Genomic DNA, 22093 nt, shown 5'->3' with positions numbered 1-22093 from the left:
CATAAGGTCGGCCATAAGGTCGGACCTATCATCACCTCCTGAAATCCGTCAGGCGGCCCCCGCCGGAGGCATACGATAGACAGCCTTCCGCTTATCGTGGATTTTTGGGCTAGTTGGTGCGGTCCCTGCAAGATGATGGCACCGGAATATGCAAAGGCCTCCAAGGCGCTGACAGGTACCGTCCGCTGTGCAAAACTGGACACTCAGGCCTTTCCGCAAGCAGGTGACCGGTACAAGATCCGAGGAATTCCACTTTTGATTGCCTTTGGCGGCGGACGTGAAATCAAGCGGCAGTCCGGAGCGATCTCGGCTGATAAAATCGTCGCCTGGGCCTCCGATTTGCCGGCTACGGGAGGGGGCGACGCGTGAAGATCTACGGACGGGGATCCTACTTCACCAGACCAATGCGCATGCGCGGTCATCCGCGGGACAGCCCAAAGACCTCAATGACACGCAGTAAAATGACAAATGGAGGGAGATGGCAAATGCATACCAATCTTGCAACGCGGCGCCGTGTTTTGCTGATAATGTACCAACGTTATATGGTAGCGGACCGAACATGGAATTTGGCGCAGCGCGAGATGAAAACCTGGTTTCCTGCTAAAAACCAAACCAAATCATGGACAATAGGTAGCCCTCGCTCACAGATGCGCCGCCTTTTCGAAGAACGCAGGCGGGCGCTGCTCCAACTCGACGCCGCGCGAGTGAAGCTTCGCACAGGCAAGCAACGCTTGAGCAAACAGCGTCAAAGACCAGCGATGACGACGCTCAGATACCTTACCTGCACAGGCACGGGTCCGCAGAACGGCTGATAGCCTGGGCGATGCCGCTTTGGCAGGGTGGGGCGCCGCGCAAAAGATAGTCTGAGCCGCCAACACTTTGGCAGACTTGGCCAAACCCATGCCCGGCGGCGCATTACTCGCCCGGCGCCATCCGGCGCGGGCGCCGGGACAAACTGCCGACAGATCAGGTCAGGGATGCCTGTTACAAAGGCACGTCGTCATACCTTCGCCTGGTCACGAGCGGTACGCTATCCAGTCCAATGGGCGCGACTGCAGACATCATTTCCATTATCCGCGACGCCTGAGCGCGATAATCCTCCATCGCATTAGTATAGAACTCAGTCTGAACTTTCTGGACATCAACCAGATTCTTACACGCGAAGATGGCCTTCTGCGCTTCGAGGTCCTGCTGGATACGGGATACAACGAACCGCTGCGTATCAGCCCACAGATCGAGCCACACCTTCTGTACGTCTTCGCTCATCGGGCCGACGGCCTTCGTGCTGTCAGTTGCGGCATTCTCGGCCTCGCTTTGGACTTTCTGAGCTTTCTTTGCAGAGACCGCCATGGCTATTCCTTTTTCTATTTTCAGAGTGATGTGCTGGCACGAATGACCAGCCTGATGATAAATCGAGCATGATTGACCAAGCGCCGACGCGTTTCCGCACGCCATGAATACGTATTTAGAAGCCGGAAGTTGATCGCACAGGGTCAGTTTACACAAACCGGCATCAGGAGGTTGAGCTACCCGAACACCGCCAGTCTACTGGGCCTTCAAGATTGCGCATTGATCTCAATCAACCAATCTTGGAAGACCGGCCTTATGCTGCGCATGACCCCGTTGCGCAAATCAGTTGACGGCCAAGGTTCCCCTTTCCCCGGACACACTTATCCCACGGCCTCTGTGACGGGTATGCCAAGCGCGGTGAAGCCGTTCATTGCGGCAACACGGAGCGGAAGCTCGGCAACCTGACGGTCAGGGTCCCGTGCCATCAGCCTTTGACCGAACAGTTTCATGCAGTGCATCCATTGCCCGACACGGTATTGCGCAGCAATGCACGAGAGGGTTGGTTTCGGCACGACTTCGGCGGTGGTATCCACTCCATTTCCGCCAGAGCGCCCGGCCGAGGTATTTCGACGCCCGCAGCGCTTCGTTGCGCGCAATCGCGCCTGCAGTGTCGGGTTTCCAGGGCTTGGCGTTCTTGCGGGGCGGGACGACGGCATTGGCGCCCTGGTTAGCCCCTCTCATGTAAACATGCACTGCCGGGCAGTGGATGGCATCGTGGCACTTGCGCGTATCGCAGGCGCCGTCCATTGTCCGGCAGGCGATTGCGAAGCAATCTGCCGAGAGGGGGCAGTGACGCTGCCGATCTCCTGCTCGGGCGGGATCTGGTCCAGAAGTTCCGGCAGCATGCGAGCATCTCCGATGTTGCTGTTGGTGAACTCGACTGCCCGGATTTCCAGTGTCTTTTCGTCGATACCGAGATGAACCTTGCGCCACACGCGGCGTTTGGAGCCACCCGCTGCCCGGCAGTCGAAACGCAGTTTCGATGAGAGGGATGCTTGCGCGCATTCCACTCACCTTCGCCTTCCACCTTTATACCGGCGCTATCCACTGCCGGGCAGTGGTCAGGCAGGCTTGGATGGCGGTATCGCTGTGGGTGGGCTGTCGGCCACGTTTGCCGGTAGGCTTGGCCTCCCATGTCATCTCGGGATCGAACCACCCTCTCGGGACATTGCTGCGCAATACCCTCCCGGTCAGCGGATCGTCAGCGAGGTCGTGAAACGACGCGCTTGAGCGCTTCGTTATAGGCCCGACGGTTCTTGGTCTTTTAGCTCGGGGGTGTCGATCTGCTCATGACCTCCAGCTATCACGCTGGATTCCCAAGATGAATCCCCAACCCGATTTGCGCAACAGAGCCGTGCAGGATACTCAATAGGTCGGGCTGCCTTTGGCCCTTGCTGCGGCGTTCGGCACCTGTGAAGGTGACGCAATGAGCATGCCCAGTGACCAGATCCAGATTTTCGTTCTTCTTGCCGTGGTCGTCATCCTGTTGATCTGGGGGCGATTTCGTTATGATCTGGTGGCGTTCAGCGCGCTTATCCTTGCCGCCGCGCTGGGGCTGGTGCCCGGCGAGGAGGTGTTCTCGGGGTTTGGCCATTCTGCCGTGGCAATCATCGCGCTTGTGCTCATTGTCAGCCGGGGCCTCTCATCCTCGGGCGCGGTCGAGTTGATCGCGTCGAGACTGATTGACGCGGAGCGGCCGCTGCCGCTGCATATCAGCATCATTGCGGCCGTGGGGGCGGGGCTTTCGGCGATCATCAACAATGTTGCGGCGCTGGCGCTGCTGATGCCGCTGGATATCGAGGCGGCCAAGAAAGCAAAGCGCCTGCCCGGGCGCAGCCTGATGCCGCTTTCCTTCGCGACCATTCTGGGCGGCATGATCACGCTGATCGGCACGCCGCCCAATATCGTCATTTCCGAATATCGGAACGATGCCTTGGGTCAGCCCTTCGCGATGCTGGATTTCGCGCCGGTCGGCCTGGCCGTTGCGATCATCGGCATCACCTTCGTCTCTCTCCTGGGCTGGCGCCTGCTTCCCGAGCGCGGCTCGGGCTCCGAAGGGGGCGGCGAGATCAGGCAGGGACGGTATGTTGCCGAGCTGCGCGTAGGCGAGCAGAGCTTCAAGGAGGACGTGCTGGTTCAGGACCTCTATCCCAAGGCAGATGATGCCGATGTCCACCTTCTGGGCCTCATCCGAAACGGTAAGAGGCGGCCGGGCCTTGCGATGCGCGAGACGGTGCGCTCGGGCGATTTTCTGGTGGTGGAGGGCGAGCCGAAATCCATCGAGACGTTCATGGGGCAATCCGGCCTCGAATTCGCCGGATCGGAAAAGCATGAGGGCGGTGTCACCGCGCGCGGACTGGAGATCACGGAAACCATCGTTCCCGATGGGGCGCGCATTCAGAACCGGACCGCGCGTAGTGTGCAGCTGCTCAAACGCCACTCCGTCACGCTGCTGGGCGTGTCGCGCGAGGGGCGGCGCTTTCGCGATCGGGTGCGGCTGCTGCCGATACGGGCGGGCGATGTTCTGCTGCTGCTGGGCACCCCTGAACGGATCGCTGCCGCGACCGACTGGCTGGGCGTGCTGCCTATTGCAGGGCGCAGCACGGAGGTCATCCAGCGTACCAAGGCCGGCATGTCGATCGGCATTTTCATCGTGGCGGTCGGCCTTGCCGTTGCCGGAATAGTGTCGCTCACCGTCGCCCTTGGCGCCGCCGTCGTGAGTTACGTCCTGCTGGGGCTGGTCGGTGGGCGCGAGGTCTATAATTCGGTCGAATGGAAAGTGATCGTCCTGCTCGCCAGTCTGATCCCGTTGGCGGAGGCGTTCGAGCGAACCGGCGGCGCCGCGTTTGTGGCCAATCAGATTGCCGGCCTGACGGAGGGGTATCCGGCTTGGGTCACGCTTGCGGCGCTGATGATCGTCACCATGACCATGTCGGATTTTCTGAACAATGTTGCAACCACTCTGATCGCGGCACCGATTGCCATCTCCATCGCCTCTGCCACGGGCACGAATCCCGACACCTATCTGATGGGTGTCGCCGTCGCGGCATCCTGCGCGTTCCTGACGCCGATCGGGCACAAGAACAACACCATCATCCTCGGGCCGGGCGGCTATCGCTTTGGCGATTACTGGCGGATCGGCCTGCCGCTGGAGGTGCTGGTCATGGCGACTGCGGTTCCGACGCTGCTTGTGGTATGGCCACTCTAGAGGCTCGTGGAGGGCATCTTGCCGAGGCAATGCTGCGGCAGTAACACTTCTGCAACGGACCCGCCTGAGAAGGGAGCGCCCCCGTGCCGCAGAGCATGTCCACATTGACGCTGTTCAGGAACCAGACTTTCCGCATGCTCTGGATCGCGGCTCTTGCCTCGAATTTCGGGGGGCTGGTGCAGGCGGTAGGCGCGGCATGGTTGATGACATCGCTGACCGACTCGCAAAGCATGGTCGCGCTGGTGCAATCCTCGGTGACCCTGCCGATTATGGTCTTTTCGCTGCTGGCGGGGGTATTTGCGGATAATTTCGACCGGCGCAAGGTCATGCTCATCGCGCAGAGCTTCATGCTGGCCGTGTCGGTCGTGCTTGCCGTCATGGCCTATGAGGGATGGCTATCGCCCTGGCTTCTGCTGGGGTTCACCTTCCTGATCGGCTGCGGCACGGCACTTCACAACCCGTCATGGCAGGCGTCCATGGGCGACATCGTCTCGCGCGAGGAATTGTCGGCGGCGGTGTCACTGAACAGCATGGGCTTCAACCTGATGCGCAGCGTCGGGCCGGCGGCGGGCGGTGCGATCGTGGCCATCGCGGGTGCGGCGGCGGCCTTCACGGTGAACGCGCTCAGCTATGTGGGCATCATCACGGCGCTCTGGTTCTGGCGGCCCGCAACGGCGCAGCGCCGCCTCCCGCGTGAGCGGATGGGCAGCGCATTTTCCGCAGGGCTGCGCTATGTCGCGATGTCTCCCAACCTGATGAAGGTCATCCTTCGCGGCTTTGTCTTTGGCCTGTCTGCGGTTGCGACCTTGGCGCTGCTGCCGCTGATCGTCAAAGATCTGCTTAGCGGCGGTGCGTTTGTCTATGGCGTGATGCTGGGCTGTTTCGGGATTGGCGCGGTGGGCGGTGCGCTGATGAATGCACGCCTGCGGGCGCGGTTTCAGAACGAGCGGATCACGCAGGCCGCCTTCGTCGCGTTCGCGATCAGCAGCATTACGTTGGCGCTGAGCCGTCACTATGTCTTCAGCGGTGCCGCTCTGCTGCTAGCCGGGGGCAGTTGGGTCCTCGCGCTGTCGCTTTTCAACGTGACGATCCAGCTCTCGACGCCGCGCTGGGTCGTGGGACGGGCGCTGTCGCTTTATCAGACCGGGGTGTTCGGCGGCATGGCCGGGGGCAGTTGGGCCTGGGGCGCGATAGCGGAGGTTTCCGGCCCGGACACGGCCATGCTGGTCGCCGCCGCGCTGCTGGTTTTCGGCGCCGTCCTTGGCCGAATGATCCCGCTGCCGGATTCGACTGAGCTGAACCTCGACCCGCTCAATGCCTTCACCGAGCCGTCCCTGCGGCTGAACCTGAAACAGCGCAGCGGGCCGATCATGATCATGATCGACTATGAAATCGCGCAGGAGGATGTGACCGACTTCCTGGCTGTCATGAACGCACGAAGACGCATCAGAATCCGCGACGGGGCGCAGCAATGGGCGCTGCTGCGGGATCTGGAGAACCCGGATGTCTGGACCGAGACCTATCACGTGCCCACCTGGGTCGAATATGTCCGCCACCACGAGCGCCGGACCCAGGCCGATGCGGAATCCTACCAGCGTCTTCTGAAACTGCATCGCGGCGCAGAAAAGCCCAGGGTGCATCGCATGATCGAGCGTCAGACCGTCTTGCTCTACGATGATACGCCGCCAAAGGAAGAGCCGCGCCGGAGGGCCGAATAGCCCAGCAGCCGGATCCGACCAAACCCTGAACGCACCAACACGCCGTTGCCAAAAAACTTTGGGTCAGGGATTCGCCCCTAAGAAGTAATGCTGCGGCAACTGCGATAATTATTTCCCAAAATTTTTCTGATGTGCTCCATCATTGTTCTGATCTTTTGTAAAGGGTGTGTTGCCGCAGGGTCAAGTTCCAGCTTGAAATATAATTTATAATTTCAATGCCTTACCGCTCTGCGTTCACCGCGTGTCACGCAAAACCTGCTGCGCGCGCGTCGCAGCATTTTTTCTCTCCGCACCGATGTTTGCTTGCCATGTATCGCCGAGGCGTTACGGTCGGGCCTAGATCGTCGCCTTTAACTACCGATGCGAAAAAAATGGGCGGGCGATCACTCTGGGAGGAGAAAATATGACCAACAGCAATAAAATTGATCGTCGCTCGTTTTTGACCAAATCCGCCCTGGCGGGAGGGGTCGCCACCGGCAGCATGCTTGCCGCGCCTGCCGTTCTGGCGCAATCGCCAATCGTCATCAAGATGCAGACATCCTGGAACGACGCCAATATCTGGCAGGAATTCGCGCGCGATTACGCGACCCGTGTCGAAGAGATGTCGGGCGGGCGGCTGAAAATAGATGTGCTGCCAGCCGGTGCCGTTGTTGCCGCATTTCAGGTGCTGGACGCCGTCAATGACGGTCTGATTGATGCGGCCCATTCGGTGCCGGTCTATTGGTACGGCAAGAACAAGGCCGCGTCGCTCTTTGGCACCGGGCCGGTCTTTGGCGGCTCGGCCACCACGATGCTGTCATGGTTCTATCAGGGCGGAGGCCAGGAACTGTTCAATGAGCTGATTCAGGACCAGATGGATCTGGACGTGGTCGGGTATCTGGGCTTTCCGATGTTCGCGCAGCCTTTCGGCTGGTTCAAGAATGAGGTCAACACCGTTGCAGATCTCCAGGGCTTCAAGTACCGGACCGTGGGCCTTGCCGCTGATCTGATGTCCAAGCTGGGGATGTCCGTTGCGCAGCTGCCGGGAGGCGAGATCGTGCCCGCGATGGAGCGCGGCGTGATCGACGCGTTCGAATTCAACAACCCGTCCTCGGACAAGGATTTTGGCGCGCATGACGTGGCCAAGAACTACTACCTGTCCTCCTATCACCAGGCGTCCGAGAGCTTCGAATTCCTGTTCTCGCGGACTTTCCTCGAGGATCTGGATCCCGATCTGCAGGCTATCCTGAAATACGGGGTCGAGGCCGCTTCGACGGCCAACACGGCCAAGGCGATGGACCGATATTCGGCCGACTTGCAATTCCTGCAGAACGAGGCCGGTGTCACGGTACACCGCACGTCGAAAGAGATCCTTGATGCTCAGCTCAAAGCCTGGGATGAGCTGATCCCCGAGCTGGAGGCGGACCCCTTCATGAAGAAGACCCTCGACAGCCAGCGCGAGTGGGTCAGCCGTGTGTCCTATTACGAGTTGATGAACTCGCCGGATTACGGACTGGCCTACGAGCACTACTTCCCCGGCAAAGTCAAACTCTGACCGCGCCGAAGCAAGATGAGGCGAACCCCGGCGCGGCATGCCATGCCGGGGTTCCCGTGTGAGGGGCAGGGGCACAATGATATCATTCATCCGGTTCGCCGATAACCTTTCCGCATGGTTCGGAAAGGCATTTGCGTGGCTTATTTTGCTGATGTCCGTCGGGACCGGCTACGAGGTTTTCGTCAGGTACGTTCTGAACAATCCCACGGCCTGGGCGCTGGACGTATCGTTCATCATGTATGGCACCCTCTTCATGATGGGGGGGGCCTACACCCTGTCGCGCGGCGGGCATGTGCGGGGCGATTTCCTCTACCGGCTGCTCCAGCCCAGAACGCAGGCCAAGATTGATCTGGTTCTCTACATCGTCTTCTTCTTTCCCGGCGTGACCGCGCTGATCTTTGCGGGCTGGAAATATGCCGCCCGGTCATGGGGCTATGGTGAGGTTTCGGTCAACAGCCCGGCGGGCGTGCCGATCTACCAGTTCAAGGCGGTGATCGTCGCGGCGGGCATTCTGCTCTTCATTCAGGGGCTGGCGCAGGTCTGCCGTTGCTTGCTGGCCATGCGCGACAATTACTGGCTGGAGGCCGATGAGGACGTGTTCGAGACCGAAAATCTGATGATGCAGGCGGCCAACAAGGCCGAGAAAGATCATATCACATGACCGATCCACAAATCGCACTGATGATGCTGGGATTGTTCATCATCTTCGTGTTCCTCGGCTTTCCCATTGCCTTCACGCTGATGGCGATGGGCATCGGCTTTGGCTATTATGCCTATTTTGACGCGCGCCGCATGTGGCGCAGTTTTGACCGACTGGACGAGACCGCCGGACAGTGGGAGCAATGGTCGGCATGGATCGAAGGGTTTTTCAACAATCGAATATTCGACCTTTTCGTGAACCAGACTTTCACGGTGATGTCCAACGAGGTGCTGACGGCCGTGCCGCTCTTTCTTTTCATGGGCTACATTGTCGAGCGCTCCAACATCGTTGACCGGCTGTTCACCACGCTCAGCATCGCGTCCAAGAACGTGCCCGGCTCGATGGGTGTGGCCGCCCTGATTACATGTGCGCTCTTTGCCACTGCTACCGGCATCGTGGGCGCGGTCGTGACCCTGATGGGCCTCCTGGCGCTGCCTGCGATGCTGAAGGCGCGCTATGATCCGGCCTTCGCGTCGGGCATCATCTGTGCGGGCGGCACGCTGGGCATCCTGATCCCGCCCTCGATCATGCTGATCGTCTATGCGGCGGCGACCAACGTATCGATCGTTCGGCTTTATGCGGCGGCCCTGCTGCCAGGGCTGACACTGGTCGGGCTCTACCTGATCTACATCGTCGGTCGGTCGATCCTGCAGCCCTCCTCGGCGCCGCGTCCCACCGATGACGAGGTGCCGGACATGCCGATGGGCAAGCTTCTGGTGATGATCATCACCTCCTTCGTGCCGCTGGCCTTCCTGATCTTCGCGGTGCTCGGCTCCATCCTTTTCGGCCTCGCCACCCCGACCGAGGCGGCCTCGATCGGCGCACTCGGCGGGATATTCCTGGCCTTCGTCTACCGGGCCATGACATGGCAGCGGATGCGTGAGAGCGTCTATCTCACGGTGCGGACCACGGCGATGGTCTGCTGGCTCTTCGTCGGCTCCTACACATTCTCCGCCGTGTTCTCGTATCTCGGCGGCGAGCATGTGATTTCCGAATTCGTGCAGTCGCTGGACCTGTCGCCGATCATGTTTCTGATCCTCGCGCAGCTCATCATCTTCCTGCTGGGATGGCCGCTGGAATGGTCCGAGATCATCATCATCTTCGTGCCGATCTTCCTGCCGCTGCTGGTGGTGTTTGAAATCGACCCGCTGTTCTTCGGCATCCTCGTGGCGCTCAACCTGCAGACCAGCTTCTTAACGCCACCAATGGCCATGTCGGCCTATTACCTCAAAGGGGTCGCCCCGCCCGAGTTGCGTCTGACGCAGATCTTCCGGGGTGTTCTGCCGTTCCTGCTCTGCGTGATCCTGTCGATGGTGTTGATGTATGCATTCCCGTCGATCGTCTTCTACCTGCCGGAGCTGTTCTATGGGGGCTGAGGTGAAACACTCCGGCGCGGCGCAGTCTCCGGGCCAGCCGGCCAGCGCCGCGGTTCTGCGCGAACGGATGGCCTCCGGCGCGCTGGACGCGGCTGCGTTGGTCGAGGCGTGCATCGCCCGGATCGAGGCGCGCGAGCCGGAGGTGGGCGCGTGGGAGTGGTTCGATCCCGAGTTTGCCCGCGCACAGGCACGCAGCCTGGACGCGCATCGCCGGGCGGGCCGTCCGCTTGGGCGCCTCCACGGGCTGCCGGTTGGCGTCAAGGATGTCATAGACACCATGCGCATCCCCACGGCGAACGGCTGCGCGCATGATGCCGGACGTGTGCCCTTGCGGGATGCCTATGTGGTCGAGCGCCTCAAGAAAGAGGGCGCGATCCTCATGGGCAAGACGGTCACGACCGAGCTTGCCTTCATGCATCCGGGCAAGACCGCCAATCCACATAACCTGGCGCATACGCCGGGCGGATCATCGTCAGGCTCGGCTGCGGCGGTGGCGGACGGCATGGTGCCGCTGGCGATCGGCACACAGACGGGCGGCTCGATCATCCGGCCCGCCTCATTTTGCGGTGTCACGGGCTACAAACCCACCTTCGGCGCGATTCCGCGGCGGGGCATCCTGCCGCAATCGCCGGCGCTGGATACGGTGGGCGTCTTTGCCAGCGATCCCGCTGGCGCCGCCCTGCTGGCCGAGGTGCTCTTTGGCTACGATGCCGACGACGCGGCGACCCATATGGAGCCCGCGCCTGCGCTTTTCTCGGCGGCCACGTCAAAGCCGCCGCTTGCGCCGGTCTTCGGCTTCATGCGCCCGCCCGGATGGGAGGATGCAGACCCGCAGCTGCGCGAGGCCTTTGGCGAGTTGATCGAAGCGCTTGGCGATCAGGCATTCGAATTGCCGGTGCCAGGCGTCTTCAACAGCGCGGCAGAGCAACGCAAGCTGATCAATTTCGCCGAGATGGCCTACCACTATTACCCCTATTGGCGCGATGCCAAGGACGAGCTGGGCCAAGTGACCCGCGACGCGATCGAGCAGGGCAACGCCGCGCTGGCGCGCGACTACCTCTCGGCGCTGGACCGGCCCAAGCTGCTGAATGCTGCGCTCGATGAGATGCTGACGCGCTGCGACGCGATCCTCTGCCCCGCTGCGACCGGTCCAGCCCCCAAGGGACTGGAGACCACCGGCGATCCCATCTTCAACGGTCTGTGGACCCTTTGCGGCACCCCCTGCATCAGCCTTCCGCTGCTGACCTCGCAAGAGGGGCTGCCGATGGGGGTTCAACTGGTGGCCGCATGCGGCAATGATGCGCGGCTGATGCGCACGGCGCAATGGCTGTTCGACTGGGCGGACGGGGACGACAATGAGGAGTGACGACACATGAACCGGTTCCTTGCGCTCTTGGCCTTCATCGCCGTGGCGGTGTTCCTAATGATCCTCGCGGTCAAGGTGCCCAGCCTCGATCTGATCATCGTGATCGTCATCACGCTGGCCTTCGTTGCCTATGATTTCGTCACCTCCAGCCGGAACAAGCAGGACTGACGCCGTGAAACCAACGATCTGGGTCACCCGAAACCTGTCTGCGGCCACGCTGGAGCGGGCCGCGCGGGATTACGAAATCATCTGGGACGCCGCCGATACCCCCGGCAGCGCCGAGGATATCATCGCGATGAGCGCCAAGGTGGACGGGATCATCCCGTGCCATTCCGAGCATTTCACCGCAGAGGTGGTGGCAAAACTGGATCCGCGCCTGAAGATCGTGGCGAACCATTCGGTCGGCGTGGACCATTGCGATCTGCCCGCGCTCAAATCGAAGGGTATCACTGTCACCAACACGCCGGGCGTCCTGTCGGATGCCACCGCCGAACTTGCCATGATGCTGATGCTGGGCGCGGCCCGCCATGCCGTCACCGGCGACCGCATCGTGCGCTCGGGCGAGTGGACGTCGTGGTCGCCGGCATTCTTGGTTGGCAAACAGGTGACGGGTGCGCGCCTGGGAATCATAGGTATGGGCGGCGTCGGCCAGGCCTTTGCCCGCAAGGCGCGCGGGTTCGACATGGAGATCAGTTACCACAACCGCAGACGTCTGTCCGAGGCAGAGGAGGCGGGCGCCACCTATCACGAGGATCTGGACGCGCTCTTGGCCGTTTCGGATTTTCTGTCGTTGCATTGTCCGGCCACGCCCGAGACGACGGGGCTGATGGATCCGGCCCGCATTGCCCGTCTGCCCAAGGGCTGCGTGCTGGTAAACACCGCCCGCGGCAGCCTGGTCGACGAGGCGGCGTTGCTGGCGGCCATCGAGAGCGGGCATCTGGGCGGCGCAGGTCTTGATTGCTTTCAGACCGAGCCCGGCGGCAATTCCGCTTTTGCGCGCCATGAGAACATCGTGATGATGCCCCATGTCGGCAGCGCGACGGTCCGCACCCGCGATGCGATGGGGTTCAAGGCGCTGGACAATCTCGACGCTTTTTTTCGCGGCGATGTTCCGCCGGACCGGCTTTGAACGGGAATTTTGACTTAGGACATTGCGCGGCGCGCGCCTGCATGGCCATATTGCGAAATGGATATTTTGAACATGGATGCGCGCGCCCAGTCCGGCGCGCTGGAGCGGGGGGACTTGTCAACCGCAGAGCTGATGGACGCCACCCTGGCGCGGATCGCGGCGGTCAATCCGCGCGTGAACGCAATCGTCAGCCTGCGTGACGCGGATCAGCTGCGCGCCGAGGCGCGCGCGGCGGATGAGGCGCCCCGAAGGGGCTGGCTGCATGGCATGCCCATCGCGATCAAGGATCTGGCGAATGCCGCGGGCCTGCCCACCTCGCGCGGATCGCCCCTCTTTGTGGGGCAGATGGCTGAGGCGGATGACGTCATGGTCGCGCGGCTGCGCGCCGCCGGGGCAATCATCATCGGCAAGACGAACACGCCCGAATTCGGACTTGGCTCGCACACGTTCAATCCTGTGCATGGGGCGACGTGCAATCCCTATGACGCCGCGCGCTCGGCGGGGGGATCGTCTGGCGGGGCCGCGGCGGCCCTTGCGACGGGGATGCTGGCGGTTGCCGACGGCTCGGACATGATGGGCAGCCTGCGCAATCCGGCCGGGTGGAACAATGTCTATGGCATGCGCCCCAGCTGGGGCACCGTGCCGGGCGAGCCGGTTGGCGACATGTTTCTGCATCAGCTTTCGACCGCCGGGCCGATGGCGCGGACGCCCGCCGATCTGGCGGGCCTGCTGGACGTGATGACGGGCCGGGACCCGCGTCAGCCGCTGAGCATCGACGGGGCCAAGACCCTTGCGGGCATCGACGATACTCCGAAGGGGCTGCGCATTGGCTGGCTGGGCGATTGGGACGGCGCCTTTCCCTACGAGGCCGGCATCGCCGAGATATCCGAGGCCGCGCTGGCGCTGATGGGCGATTTGGACCACCAGGTTGAGGCGCTGACCGCGCCCCATGATGCCGAGGCGATCTGGCAGTCGTGGATCGACCTGCGCTCTTTCGCCGTCGCCGGCAATCTGGGCGCGCTCTACGCTGATCCGGCCAAGCGCCCCTATCTGAAGCCTGCCGCGCTCTGGGAGGTCGAGCGCGGCCTTGCGATGACGGCTCCGCAGATCCAGCGCGCCAGCGAAATCCGCTCGGACTGGTTCCGTAGGACGACCGAGCTTTTTGAGACCTTCGATGTGCTGGTGCTGCCCTCGGCGCAGCTTTGGCCCTTCGATGTCACCTGGACCTATCCCGAACAGATCGCCGGGCGCGATATGGATACCTATCACCGGTGGATGCATGTGGTCGTGCCCGCTGGGCTGATCGGCCTGCCGGTGGTCAACGTGCCGGTGGGCTTTGGCGCGGGAGGCCTGCCGGCCGGGATCCAGCTGATCGGGCCGCGCGGCAGCGACGGGGCGCTTTTGAAACTTGCCCAACAATGGCATGGCGCAACGGGCTGGCCGCAGAAATGCCCGCCGCCCCTGGAGCAGGAGTAACCGGATGGACGTCACTGCCGATCGCGCCCATGGGGTGCCCGAGCTGCGCGCGCCGACGCCCGAAATCCTGCGCGCCGCGCTGGTGGCCGGGTGGCAGGATTTCCGCGCTGCCCCCGCGTTCGGCCTGATCGTGGCGTTCCTGTGCCTGCTGGCGGGCTGGGGCATGACCGGCCTCACGGTCTGGGCGGGGCATACATTCTGGTTCGTGCTGGGGGTCTTCGGCTTCCCGCTGGTGGCGCCTTTTGCGGCCCTGGGCACTTACGAGGTCTCGCGCCTGCGCGGACTGGGCGAGAGGCCCTCGGTCGGGCGGGTTCTCCATGCGCTGCGCTACGAGCGCGCCCGGCACCTGCCCATGCTCTGCGCGCTGATGATGACGATGCTGCTCTTCTGGTTCTTTCTGGGGCATATGATCTTTGCCCTCTTTCTGGGCCTCAAACCGATGACCAACATCATGTCCTCGGGAGAGGTATTCTTCAGCACCAACGGCCTGATGATGCTGGCCTTCGGCTCGATCATCGGAGCGGGGTTCGCGCTGTTCCTGTTCTCGATCTGCGTGATCGGCCTGCCGCTGCTGCTGGACCGCGAGGTGGATTGCATCACCGCAACGGCGCGCAGTGTCATGGTGGTGGCGTCCCGTCCCGCGCTGATGCTGGGCTGGGCCGCCTTCATCGCGGTGCTGCTGGTGCTGGCGATGATCCCGGCGTTTCTGGGCCTGCTTGTGGTGCTGCCCTGGCTGGGCCACGCGTCCTGGCATGTCTATGCGGGGCTGAAGGCTGACTAGGCCCCCTACGCCGCGTATGTTTTTCGGCGGCCCGCGCGGAGTGCGCGCAGCGAGAAGCCTGCGATGGGCTGCGCGTTCCACTCGCGCAGCAGATCTACATGGCGACGCATCTGCCGCCCGCCCCTGGCCAATCTGCGCGCCGGCTCCGCCGTGAACCCGGCCTCGTGAATTTGCGGAAAGAGGGCGGCGATCTCGGCCAGGCTTCGCGCCGGAAGGGTGCGCAGCGCCTGCGGGCCAAGCAGCAGGCTTTCGCTGGGGGCACCATTGCCAAAGACGATCTGGTGGATGTCAAAGAGCAGGTGGTAATAGGTGACGCCCGCGCGGTGGCGGTCCAACATGATGCCGGGCAGGCCGACAAGGTGGATCGCCGGGATCAGCGCCTCGCCACTGCCGAACGCATCGCGGGCCGCCGCGCCGCGCACCAGCATCCGGTGCTGCCGCGAGACCGAGAGGGCCTCCTGCGGGCAATCGGCGCCAAGCGCGCCGGCTTCGATCAGGATCGGGCACAGGGTCTCATCCTTTTGCAACTGCGCCGCCGAATACCGCATGCTGCCGATCCAGCGCAGCGGCTGCGCGCCATGATCGGCGGTCATGATCATCTGGCCGGGCGTCAGCTCTTCGATGGGGCGGGGGCCGTCCTCGGTCTCGATCAACGTGCCGCTGGCAAAGCAGACGGCGCCGTTGATCGTGATCGTGACGTCCTGCGTATCCGTGCGGCCATCGGAATCCAGCATCGTGACGGTGAACACATCGGTCAGCGTGTCGCCCGGATCCAGTGCCTTGACCACCGGATTGCTGTCGTTCAGATCATAGCTCCAGACGCCGGTTGTGGGATTGATCGTCGCGGTGCCGTAGCCCGCCGCGCTGCTGATCGACCATGTATCGTCATTGGCGCCGGTAAAGGCCCCGACATCGTCGAGATTGCCGGTGACGATGGCCCCGCTGCCCTCCAGAACCGAGCCGGAGGTATCGCCGCCAATGGTCGGCGTGCCCATCAGCCCGCCTCAGCGTCAAGGTGACGCTCGAACTGCCCGACGCCGTAGGAGGCCAGCCGAACGGGGGCACCATCGCGCTCGCGCGTCCACTCGATGATCCGATAGCGCGTGGCCTGCCGGTTATGCCAAAGCGTGCGCACGCGCCGCACCTCGGGTTTCTGCGCCAGCACTGCCAGCACCTGTTCCAGATGGCCGAACGGGGCAACGAGGTCCATGATCCATTTTGACGTCCCGCCATTCCATTGATGCGCCTCCAGACTACGGTGCGCCAGCGCAAGGCGGCGCTCCGCCTCGGGCGCCAGTCCGGCCCATGTGACGAACGCGCGCGGATAGCCGTCACTTCGGAAGATCCGATATTGCCCCAATCTCAGCGCCGGTTCCAGATCAGTGACAAGTTGTGCGTGGCTGCGCGCCTGGTGAAACGGGCTGAGCGCCGCTAGGAAGCTCATCGCACCCAGATCGGCCAGCATGTCCTGAGGCCAGTTGAACCAATCGGGTGGAAAGGGTTCGGACCGCTCGCCCTTGCGCGCGGCGTTGCTCAGGACCGCGAGGTGCCGAAGCGAGGCGCGAATGAAATCCTGATCTTGCGTGCTCACCAATGGGCCTGTCCGGCTATGGGGCGATGGCATGGGCATTCGCGAGTTGCGAATATGCATTTCCCGGTAACAGGGGCCAGGAAATTCGGATGCGACCATACATGCCCGGTTCTGACATCTGCTCTTCTCGGCGCATTCATGCGCTCTTGAATAATCAGGTTAAGCCAAAAGCGCCTTGTTTTTCAAGAGCTCTTTGGAATACTGGACGGAACCGTTCACGGCATTGGACGGCGTCCCTCGTGCACGTCGCCGCGCCAGGGTTGATCCGCGCCGCTGCCGGCCGAGAGATGCCAGCTTTCCCAATACCTGCTTGATCTTGCGGCGCCTTCCCGACACGATCCAAGGCTATGCCTAGCTTCGTCCTCAAGACATGCCTGCACGTTTTGGCCCTCGCGTTTGTCCTTTTGGGCATGGGCGCGCCCCTGTCCGCGCAAGAGGAGAACGGGTCTTGGTACGAGATCAGCGGCCCAGCGATAAAAGTGGGTCCAGACACTCCCGATATCCAGCGCCGCACCCCGCGCGAGGCGGTGCGCAGTTTCATGGCCCTGACCGAGGACGAACGGTATTCGGACGCCGCGCATTATCTGAACCTTACCGATCTTCCGAAACGCAGCCGTGCCGAAGATGGCGCGGAACTGGCGCGCCAGCTTGCCTTGGTCATCGAGCGCCAGCTCTGGATCGATTGGGCGGGCCTTTCGGCACGGCCCGACGCGATGCTCGAGACGGGAACGTCGAATAACGCGCTTGCCGGCAAGCCGCGGCGCGATATCGGGTTGAAGATGGTCGATGTGAACGGGCAGGCCTACGAGATCCGGCTGGGCCGCTACAAGGCGCCCGAGATGGACGCCGTCTGGCTCTTCACTCCCCAGACCGTTCAGAACATTCCGGTGCTTTATGATGCCTTCGGGCCGCGTCATTTCGAGCGCTACATCCCCGACCGCCTGACGATGCAGCTGGGCGGGTTGCGCCTGTGGGAGTGGTTGCTGCTGCCTGTCATGCTGACCGCGCTCTTTGGTCTGGGCTGGGTCGTCAGCCGGATCGTCGGCTGGGCGGCGGCCAAGATAAACCGGCCTCTGATCCGTCAGGCGCTGGATCGCTCGCGCGTGCCGCTGGGCTTTGTCGCCGTAGCCCTAGCGGCGCAATTCATGCTGAAGATCGGTGTGTCCTTCTCGGGCCCGGCGACGACCATCCTGCGGCCCTTCCTGCTGATCGTCATGGTGGCGGGGATAGGCATTACCGCGCTCAAGATCGTCGATGCGGTGCTCGATCGCGTCACCCGCGGCGTGATCGGCGATATCGACGACACGCGCAGTCTGGACGAGCGCGAGCTTTACACCTCGATTTACGCGATCCGGCGGATCATCGTGCTGCTCATGGTTGGGATTGCAGTGATCGTGGTGCTGGCACGGCTCAACCTTTTCGACTCGCTGGGCATGTCGCTGCTGGCCTCGGCGGGTGTTCTGACCGTGCTGCTGGGTATCGCGGGGCAGGCGGTGCTGGGCAACATCATGGCATCGCTGCAGATTGCCCTCGCCAAGCCGATCCGCATCGGCGACAGCATTCTCTTCGAGGGCAACTGGGCCTATGTCGAGAGCATCTTCTACACGTTCCTGCGCCTGCGCACATGGGACGAGCGGCGCATCATCGTGCCGGTCAAGTATTTCGTCTCGCAACCCTTCGAGAACTGGTCCGTGACGGATGCGCGCATCCTCAAGACGATCACAATCTTTCTGGATCACCGCGCCGATATGGGTGTTCTGCGCGAGATCTTCTTTGATCTGGCCAAGAACGACGACGGTGTGATCGAACATGATCACCTCTTCGCGGCGGTCACGGGGCATAGCGAGGCGGGACAGGAGCTGTCATTCTACGCGATGTCCCCCGATCCCTCTACCGGATGGGAGACGGCGATGCGCCTGCGGGAAAGCCTGCTCAAGCGCATCCGCGACGACTATCCCGATTGGTGGCCGCAAGACCGGCTGGAGTTGCAGCGCAAGTAACGCGGCGCTATCGGGATGCGTTTCTGCCAACCTGATCACGGAACCAGCGGGCATCTGCCGGGTTAAGCCAGCGTCGCCCTACGCGCGGCACCGCGTCTGCATCCATGTGCAGGCATGACCGGACCCAGCAGGATGACACCATGAAAACCGAACTCAAGATCAACGGCACCTCCCATGAGCTCGACGCGGATACGCGTACCACGCTTCTGGATGCGCTGCGCAATCATCTGGGCCTTACCGGCTCGAAAAAGGGATGCGACCACGGCCAGTGCGGGGCCTGCACCGTCCTCGTCAACGGACGCCGCATCAACAGCTGCCTGACCCTCGCCTGCATGCATGAGGGGGATGAGATCACCACGATCGAGGGGCTGGGCACACCGGATGGCATGTCCGATATGCAAGACGCCTTCGTGCGCCATGACGGCTATCAATGCGGCTATTGCACCCCCGGCCAGATCTGCTCGGCCACGGCGATGCTGGAGGAGATCAAGGCGGGCTGGCCCAGCCACGTCTCGGAGGATCTGGATGCGCAGGTGCGCCTGACCGCCGAGGAGATTTCCGAGCGGATGAGCGGCAATATCTGCCGCTGCGCCGCCTATCCCAACATCGTCGCCGCCATTGCCGAGATCGCCGGAGAGAAGACATGAAGCCTTTCGACTACGACCGCGCCACCGACACATCCGGCGCCTCGCAGGCGGCTGCGCAGGGCGCCACGATCATCGCGGGCGGCACGAACCTGCTGGACCTGATGAAGCTTGAGGTGATGACCCCGGACCGGCTGATCGACATCAATCGTCTGGACCTGAAACAGGTCACTCGGACGGATGCGGGCGGGCTGCGCATCGGCGCGCTGGTCACCAACAGCGATCTGGCTGCGCATCCGGATCCCCGTCGTGACTATGCGGTCCTGTCGCGTGCCTTGCTGGCTGGTGCCTCGGGCCAGCTGCGCAACAAGGCGACGACGGGCGGCAACCTCTGTCAGCGCACGCGCTGCTATTATTTCTACGACACCGATATGCCTTGTAACAAGCGCGAACCGGGTTCGGGATGTCAGGCAATGGAGGGCTTCAACCGCATTCACGCCATCCTTGGCGCCAGCCCCTCCTGCATCGCGACCCATCCCAGTGACATGGCCGTCGCCATGCGCGCGCTCGGCGCCGAGGTCGAGATCGAGGGGCAGGGCGGTGCGGTGCGCACACTGCCTTTGCAGGAATTCTATCGCCTGCCGGGGGACCGGCCTGACAAGGATAACACTCTGGAGCCGGGCGATTTGATCACCGCCGTGATCCTGCCCGCACCCATGACTGGCGCGCGCCATGCCTACCGCAAGGTGCGCGACCGGGCCTCTTACGCCTTTGCGCTCGTCTCGGTGGCGGCCGTCGCGCAGATGGGCGGGGGCCGGATCACCGATATTGCGCTGGCCTTTGGCGGGGTCGCGCACATGCCTTGGCGCGATGTCGCGGTCGAGGACGTGCTGCGGGGCGAGGTCGCGTCGGACGCGCTTTTTGCCGAGGCTGCGGATGTTCTCCTGAAGGACGCCAAGGGCCATGGCGGCAATGATTTCAAGATTCCCCTGACGCGAAGGACGCTGAAGGCGGTTCTGCGCGAAGTATGCGCTGCGGGAGAGACAGCATGAACAAGACAGTCACGATGGACGCTCCGGCAACAGAGCGGCGGCTGGACGATATGGTGCAGGGACTGGTCGGCAAGCCTCTGGACCGGCCCGATGGCCCGCGCAAGGTGACCGGCACCGCGACCTATGCGCATGAATGGAACCTCGCCGGCACCGCCTATGGCGTCTTCGTCGGCGCGCCTTTTTCGCGGGGCAGGATCACATCCTTCGACACCGGCCCGGTTGAGGACATGGCGGGCGTGCTGGGCGTCATCACCGATGAGCGCCTGTTGCGCAACCCGGCGCAGGGCACCGCAAACGAGGCCCCCGTGCAAGGGCCGCAGGACGTGCATTACATGGGCCAGCCCGTCGCGCTGGTCGTGGCCGAAACGTTCGAGGCCGCGCGGCACGGTGCGCAGAACCTGAAGATGACATGGGATGTGGCCAAGGGCGTCTTTGATCCTGCAGAGGCCGAGACCGAAGAGGGCGAGAATTTCTCGCAAGGCGATCTGGAGGCGGCGATGCAGTCTGCCCATGCCAGCGTCGATGCCACCTACACCACCCCCTGCCACAGCAGCGCGGCGATGGAGCCGCATTGCTCGGCCGCCGTATGGAATGGCGACGACCTGAAGCTCTATGGCAGCTACCAGATGCTGAACTTCAACGTGAACGAGCTGGCCGATGCGCTGGGCATTGACGTGAGCCATGTCCATATGTGCGCGCCTTATGTTGGGGGTGGGTTCGGCTCGAAACTGGGTCTCGCGCCCGAAGCGGTTGGCGCGGCCATCGCGGCCAAGGAACTGGGCCGGCCCGTGGTCGTCGCCCTGACCCGGCCGCAGATTTTCGAGGCGACGATGCGTCGGTCCGAAACCACGCAGCGTCTGCGCCTCGCCGCTGATGCGGATGGCAAACTGACCGGTCTGGGACACGAGGCGCGCGTGTCGAACCTCGAAGGCGAGGCGTTTTCCGAGCCTGTTACCCAGTCGACCCATTTCCTTTATGCTGCCGAGAATCGCAAGCTGGCCATCGACATTGCCCGGTTGAACCGGACCTGCGCGGGATCAGTTCGCGCCCCCGGCGAGGCTGTGGGAATGCCCACGCTGGAAAACGCGATGGACGAACTGGCCGAGAAGCTGGACATGGACCCCGTCGTTCTGCGCAAGCGCAACTTGCCCGAGCGGCATCCCGAAAGGGACATTCCCTATTCCTCCCGCAAATATGCCGAGGCGATGGATGCGGGGGCCAAGGCCTTTGGCTGGGATCAGCGGAACCGCACGCCTGGCGGGCTGCGCGAGGGCGAATGGCTGATCGGGCACGGCATGGCCGGGGCCAGCCGCGTCAACATGATCGGCGATGCCTCGGCCCGGGTGACCCTGTCGCTGGGCGAGGACGGTCTGGCCCATGCCACGGTCGAGACGGACATGACTGATATCGGCACCGGCACCTACGCCATCCTCAGCCAGGTCGCGGGCGAAATGCTGGGCCTGCCGATGTCGCAGGTGACGGCCAAGCTGGGCGACTCGCAGCATCCCAAGGGCTCGGGCTCCGGCGGATCATGGGGCGCGTCATCGGTTGGCTCGGCCGTGTTTCTGGCCTGCGAGGCGGTGCGAGCCGAGATCTGCAAGACGCTGGGCGTGCGCGACGCCGATCTCGACATCCGCGATGGCGAGGCGGTCGCCGGGAATGTGCGCCGCGATCTGACCGAGATCCTGTCCGAGGGCGCCCTTTTTGCCGAGGGCACGGTCAAGCCGGGCGACGCGGGCAGCGATGTCAGCCAGGCCTCCTATGGCGCCTATTTCTGCGAGGTCGCGGTTAATGCCGTGACCGGCGAGACGCGCGTGCGCCGTATGACAGGCGCATTCGGCGCGGGCCGCATCCTGAACGAGAAGACCGCCACGTCGCAATGCTATGGTGGCATGGTCTGGGGCATCGGAATGGCACTGACCGAGGAGATGGTGCATGATCCGCGCGACGGCCATATCGTCAATCACGATCTGGCCGAATATCACCTGCCGGTCAATCTGGACGTGCCGCAGCTGAACGTGATCCTGCTGGACGAGCGTGATAACTGGGCCTGCCCGATCCAGTCCAAGGGGATCGGCGAGCTGGGCTTTTGCGGCGCCGCGGGCGCGGTTCTGAACGCGATCTACAATGCCACCGGTACGCGCGTGCGCGACTATCCCGCAACGCTGGACAAGGTGCTGGACGGGCTGCCAGAACTTGGCTGAGCGGGCGCAATCTTTGGCGTGCGT

19 protein-coding genes and 1 pseudogene are annotated in these 22093 nt (G+C 63.1%); 16 read left to right on the top strand and 4 right to left on the bottom strand.

Going from position 1 to position 22093, the window contains the following annotated elements; genetic code table 11:
- The first annotated feature begins 96 nt into the window (after positions 1 to 96).
- Positions 97 to 369 carry a thioredoxin family protein gene (locus ACEWPM_RS07350; RefSeq protein ID WP_393963287.1) on the top strand — a complete coding sequence of 91 codons (273 nt, stop codon included), beginning with the start codon at positions 97 to 99 and terminating at the stop codon, positions 367 to 369.
- A gap of 116 nt (positions 370 to 485) precedes the next feature.
- On the top strand, positions 486 to 812 hold the full coding sequence (locus ACEWPM_RS07345; RefSeq protein ID WP_393963288.1) for a hypothetical protein: 327 nt from the start codon (positions 486 to 488) through the stop codon (positions 810 to 812).
- A 172-nt stretch (positions 813 to 984) separates the two neighbouring features.
- Here the strand turns inward: ACEWPM_RS07345 and ACEWPM_RS07340 are convergent, their stop codons facing one another.
- The gene (locus ACEWPM_RS07340; protein ID WP_393963289.1) at positions 985 to 1350 is read right to left on the bottom strand and encodes a phasin family protein; all 366 of its coding nucleotides are present in this window, start codon (positions 1348 to 1350) and stop codon (positions 985 to 987) included.
- Between the two features lie 320 nt (positions 1351 to 1670).
- A pseudogene (locus ACEWPM_RS07335) lies at positions 1671 to 2641 on the bottom strand (IS5 family transposase).
- Between the two features lie 135 nt (positions 2642 to 2776).
- Here ACEWPM_RS07335 and ACEWPM_RS07330 point away from each other — a divergent pair.
- From ACEWPM_RS07330 to ACEWPM_RS07285, 10 genes are all read left to right on the top strand, one after another.
- Complete coding sequence (locus ACEWPM_RS07330) at positions 2777 to 4558, top strand: SLC13 family permease (protein WP_476454006.1); 1782 nt, start codon at positions 2777 to 2779, stop codon at positions 4556 to 4558.
- Between the two features lie 83 nt (positions 4559 to 4641).
- Complete coding sequence (locus ACEWPM_RS07325; protein ID WP_393963290.1) at positions 4642 to 6276, top strand: MFS transporter; 1635 nt, start codon at positions 4642 to 4644, stop codon at positions 6274 to 6276.
- A gap of 403 nt (positions 6277 to 6679) precedes the next feature.
- Positions 6680 to 7810, top strand: coding sequence for a TRAP transporter substrate-binding protein (locus ACEWPM_RS07320; RefSeq protein WP_393963291.1), 1131 nt, complete (start codon positions 6680 to 6682; stop codon positions 7808 to 7810).
- A 76-nt stretch (positions 7811 to 7886) separates the two neighbouring features.
- Positions 7887 to 8471 (top strand): TRAP transporter small permease subunit, encoded by a 585-nt coding sequence (locus ACEWPM_RS07315; protein ID WP_393963292.1) that lies wholly within the window; start codon positions 7887 to 7889, stop codon positions 8469 to 8471.
- Entirely contained in the window at positions 8468 to 9886 is a 1419-nt protein-coding gene (locus tag ACEWPM_RS07310) for a TRAP transporter large permease (RefSeq protein ID WP_393963293.1), read from the top strand. The genes ACEWPM_RS07315 and ACEWPM_RS07310 overlap by 4 nt, the downstream gene beginning before the upstream one ends.
- Before the next feature lie 67 nt (positions 9887 to 9953).
- Entirely contained in the window at positions 9954 to 11252 is a 1299-nt protein-coding gene (locus tag ACEWPM_RS07305) for an amidase (RefSeq protein ID WP_393963381.1), read from the top strand.
- 6 nt (positions 11253 to 11258) lie between these two features.
- Entirely contained in the window at positions 11259 to 11420 is a 162-nt protein-coding gene (locus tag ACEWPM_RS07300) for a hypothetical protein (RefSeq protein ID WP_393963294.1), read from the top strand.
- A 4-nt stretch (positions 11421 to 11424) separates the two neighbouring features.
- Positions 11425 to 12381 (top strand): 2-hydroxyacid dehydrogenase, encoded by a 957-nt coding sequence (locus ACEWPM_RS07295; protein WP_393963295.1) that lies wholly within the window; start codon positions 11425 to 11427, stop codon positions 12379 to 12381.
- Between the two features lie 57 nt (positions 12382 to 12438).
- Entirely contained in the window at positions 12439 to 13857 is a 1419-nt protein-coding gene (locus ACEWPM_RS07290; RefSeq protein WP_393963296.1) for an amidase, read from the top strand.
- A gap of 4 nt (positions 13858 to 13861) precedes the next feature.
- Positions 13862 to 14638, top strand: coding sequence for a DUF2189 domain-containing protein (locus tag ACEWPM_RS07285; protein ID WP_393963297.1), 777 nt, complete (start codon positions 13862 to 13864; stop codon positions 14636 to 14638).
- A gap of 5 nt (positions 14639 to 14643) precedes the next feature.
- Here ACEWPM_RS07285 and ACEWPM_RS07280 read toward each other — a convergent pair whose 3' ends face one another.
- Together ACEWPM_RS07280 and ACEWPM_RS07275 are read right to left on the bottom strand one after the other, a co-directional pair.
- A complete protein-coding gene (locus ACEWPM_RS07280; RefSeq protein ID WP_393963298.1) occupies positions 14644 to 15633 on the bottom strand; it encodes a Hint domain-containing protein in 990 nt (329 codons plus the stop codon).
- Complete coding sequence (locus ACEWPM_RS07275) at positions 15633 to 16229, bottom strand: toxin-activating lysine-acyltransferase (RefSeq protein ID WP_393963299.1); 597 nt, start codon at positions 16227 to 16229, stop codon at positions 15633 to 15635. The genes ACEWPM_RS07280 and ACEWPM_RS07275 overlap by 1 nt, the downstream gene beginning before the upstream one ends.
- 347 nt (positions 16230 to 16576) lie before the next feature.
- Between ACEWPM_RS07275 and ACEWPM_RS07270 the strand changes: the two genes are divergently transcribed.
- From ACEWPM_RS07270 to ACEWPM_RS07255, 4 genes are all read left to right on the top strand, one after another.
- Positions 16577 to 18229, top strand: a complete 1653-nt coding sequence (locus ACEWPM_RS07270; protein WP_393963300.1) for a mechanosensitive ion channel family protein — start codon at positions 16577 to 16579, stop codon at positions 18227 to 18229.
- Between the two features lie 140 nt (positions 18230 to 18369).
- On the top strand, positions 18370 to 18876 hold the full coding sequence (locus ACEWPM_RS07265; RefSeq protein ID WP_393963301.1) for a 2Fe-2S iron-sulfur cluster-binding protein: 507 nt from the start codon (positions 18370 to 18372) through the stop codon (positions 18874 to 18876).
- Complete coding sequence (locus tag ACEWPM_RS07260; protein WP_393963302.1) at positions 18873 to 19865, top strand: FAD binding domain-containing protein; 993 nt, start codon at positions 18873 to 18875, stop codon at positions 19863 to 19865. The genes ACEWPM_RS07265 and ACEWPM_RS07260 overlap by 4 nt, the downstream gene beginning before the upstream one ends.
- Positions 19862 to 22069, top strand: coding sequence for a xanthine dehydrogenase family protein molybdopterin-binding subunit (locus tag ACEWPM_RS07255; protein WP_393963303.1), 2208 nt, complete (start codon positions 19862 to 19864; stop codon positions 22067 to 22069). The genes ACEWPM_RS07260 and ACEWPM_RS07255 overlap by 4 nt, the downstream gene beginning before the upstream one ends.
- Positions 22070 to 22093 lie beyond the last annotated feature (24 nt).

It is taken from the genome of Roseovarius maritimus, from assembly GCF_043355895.2.
Classification (GTDB): domain Bacteria; phylum Pseudomonadota; class Alphaproteobacteria; order Rhodobacterales; family Rhodobacteraceae; genus Roseovarius; species Roseovarius maritimus.
This window is presented reverse-complemented; position numbering and strand designations above follow the sequence as displayed.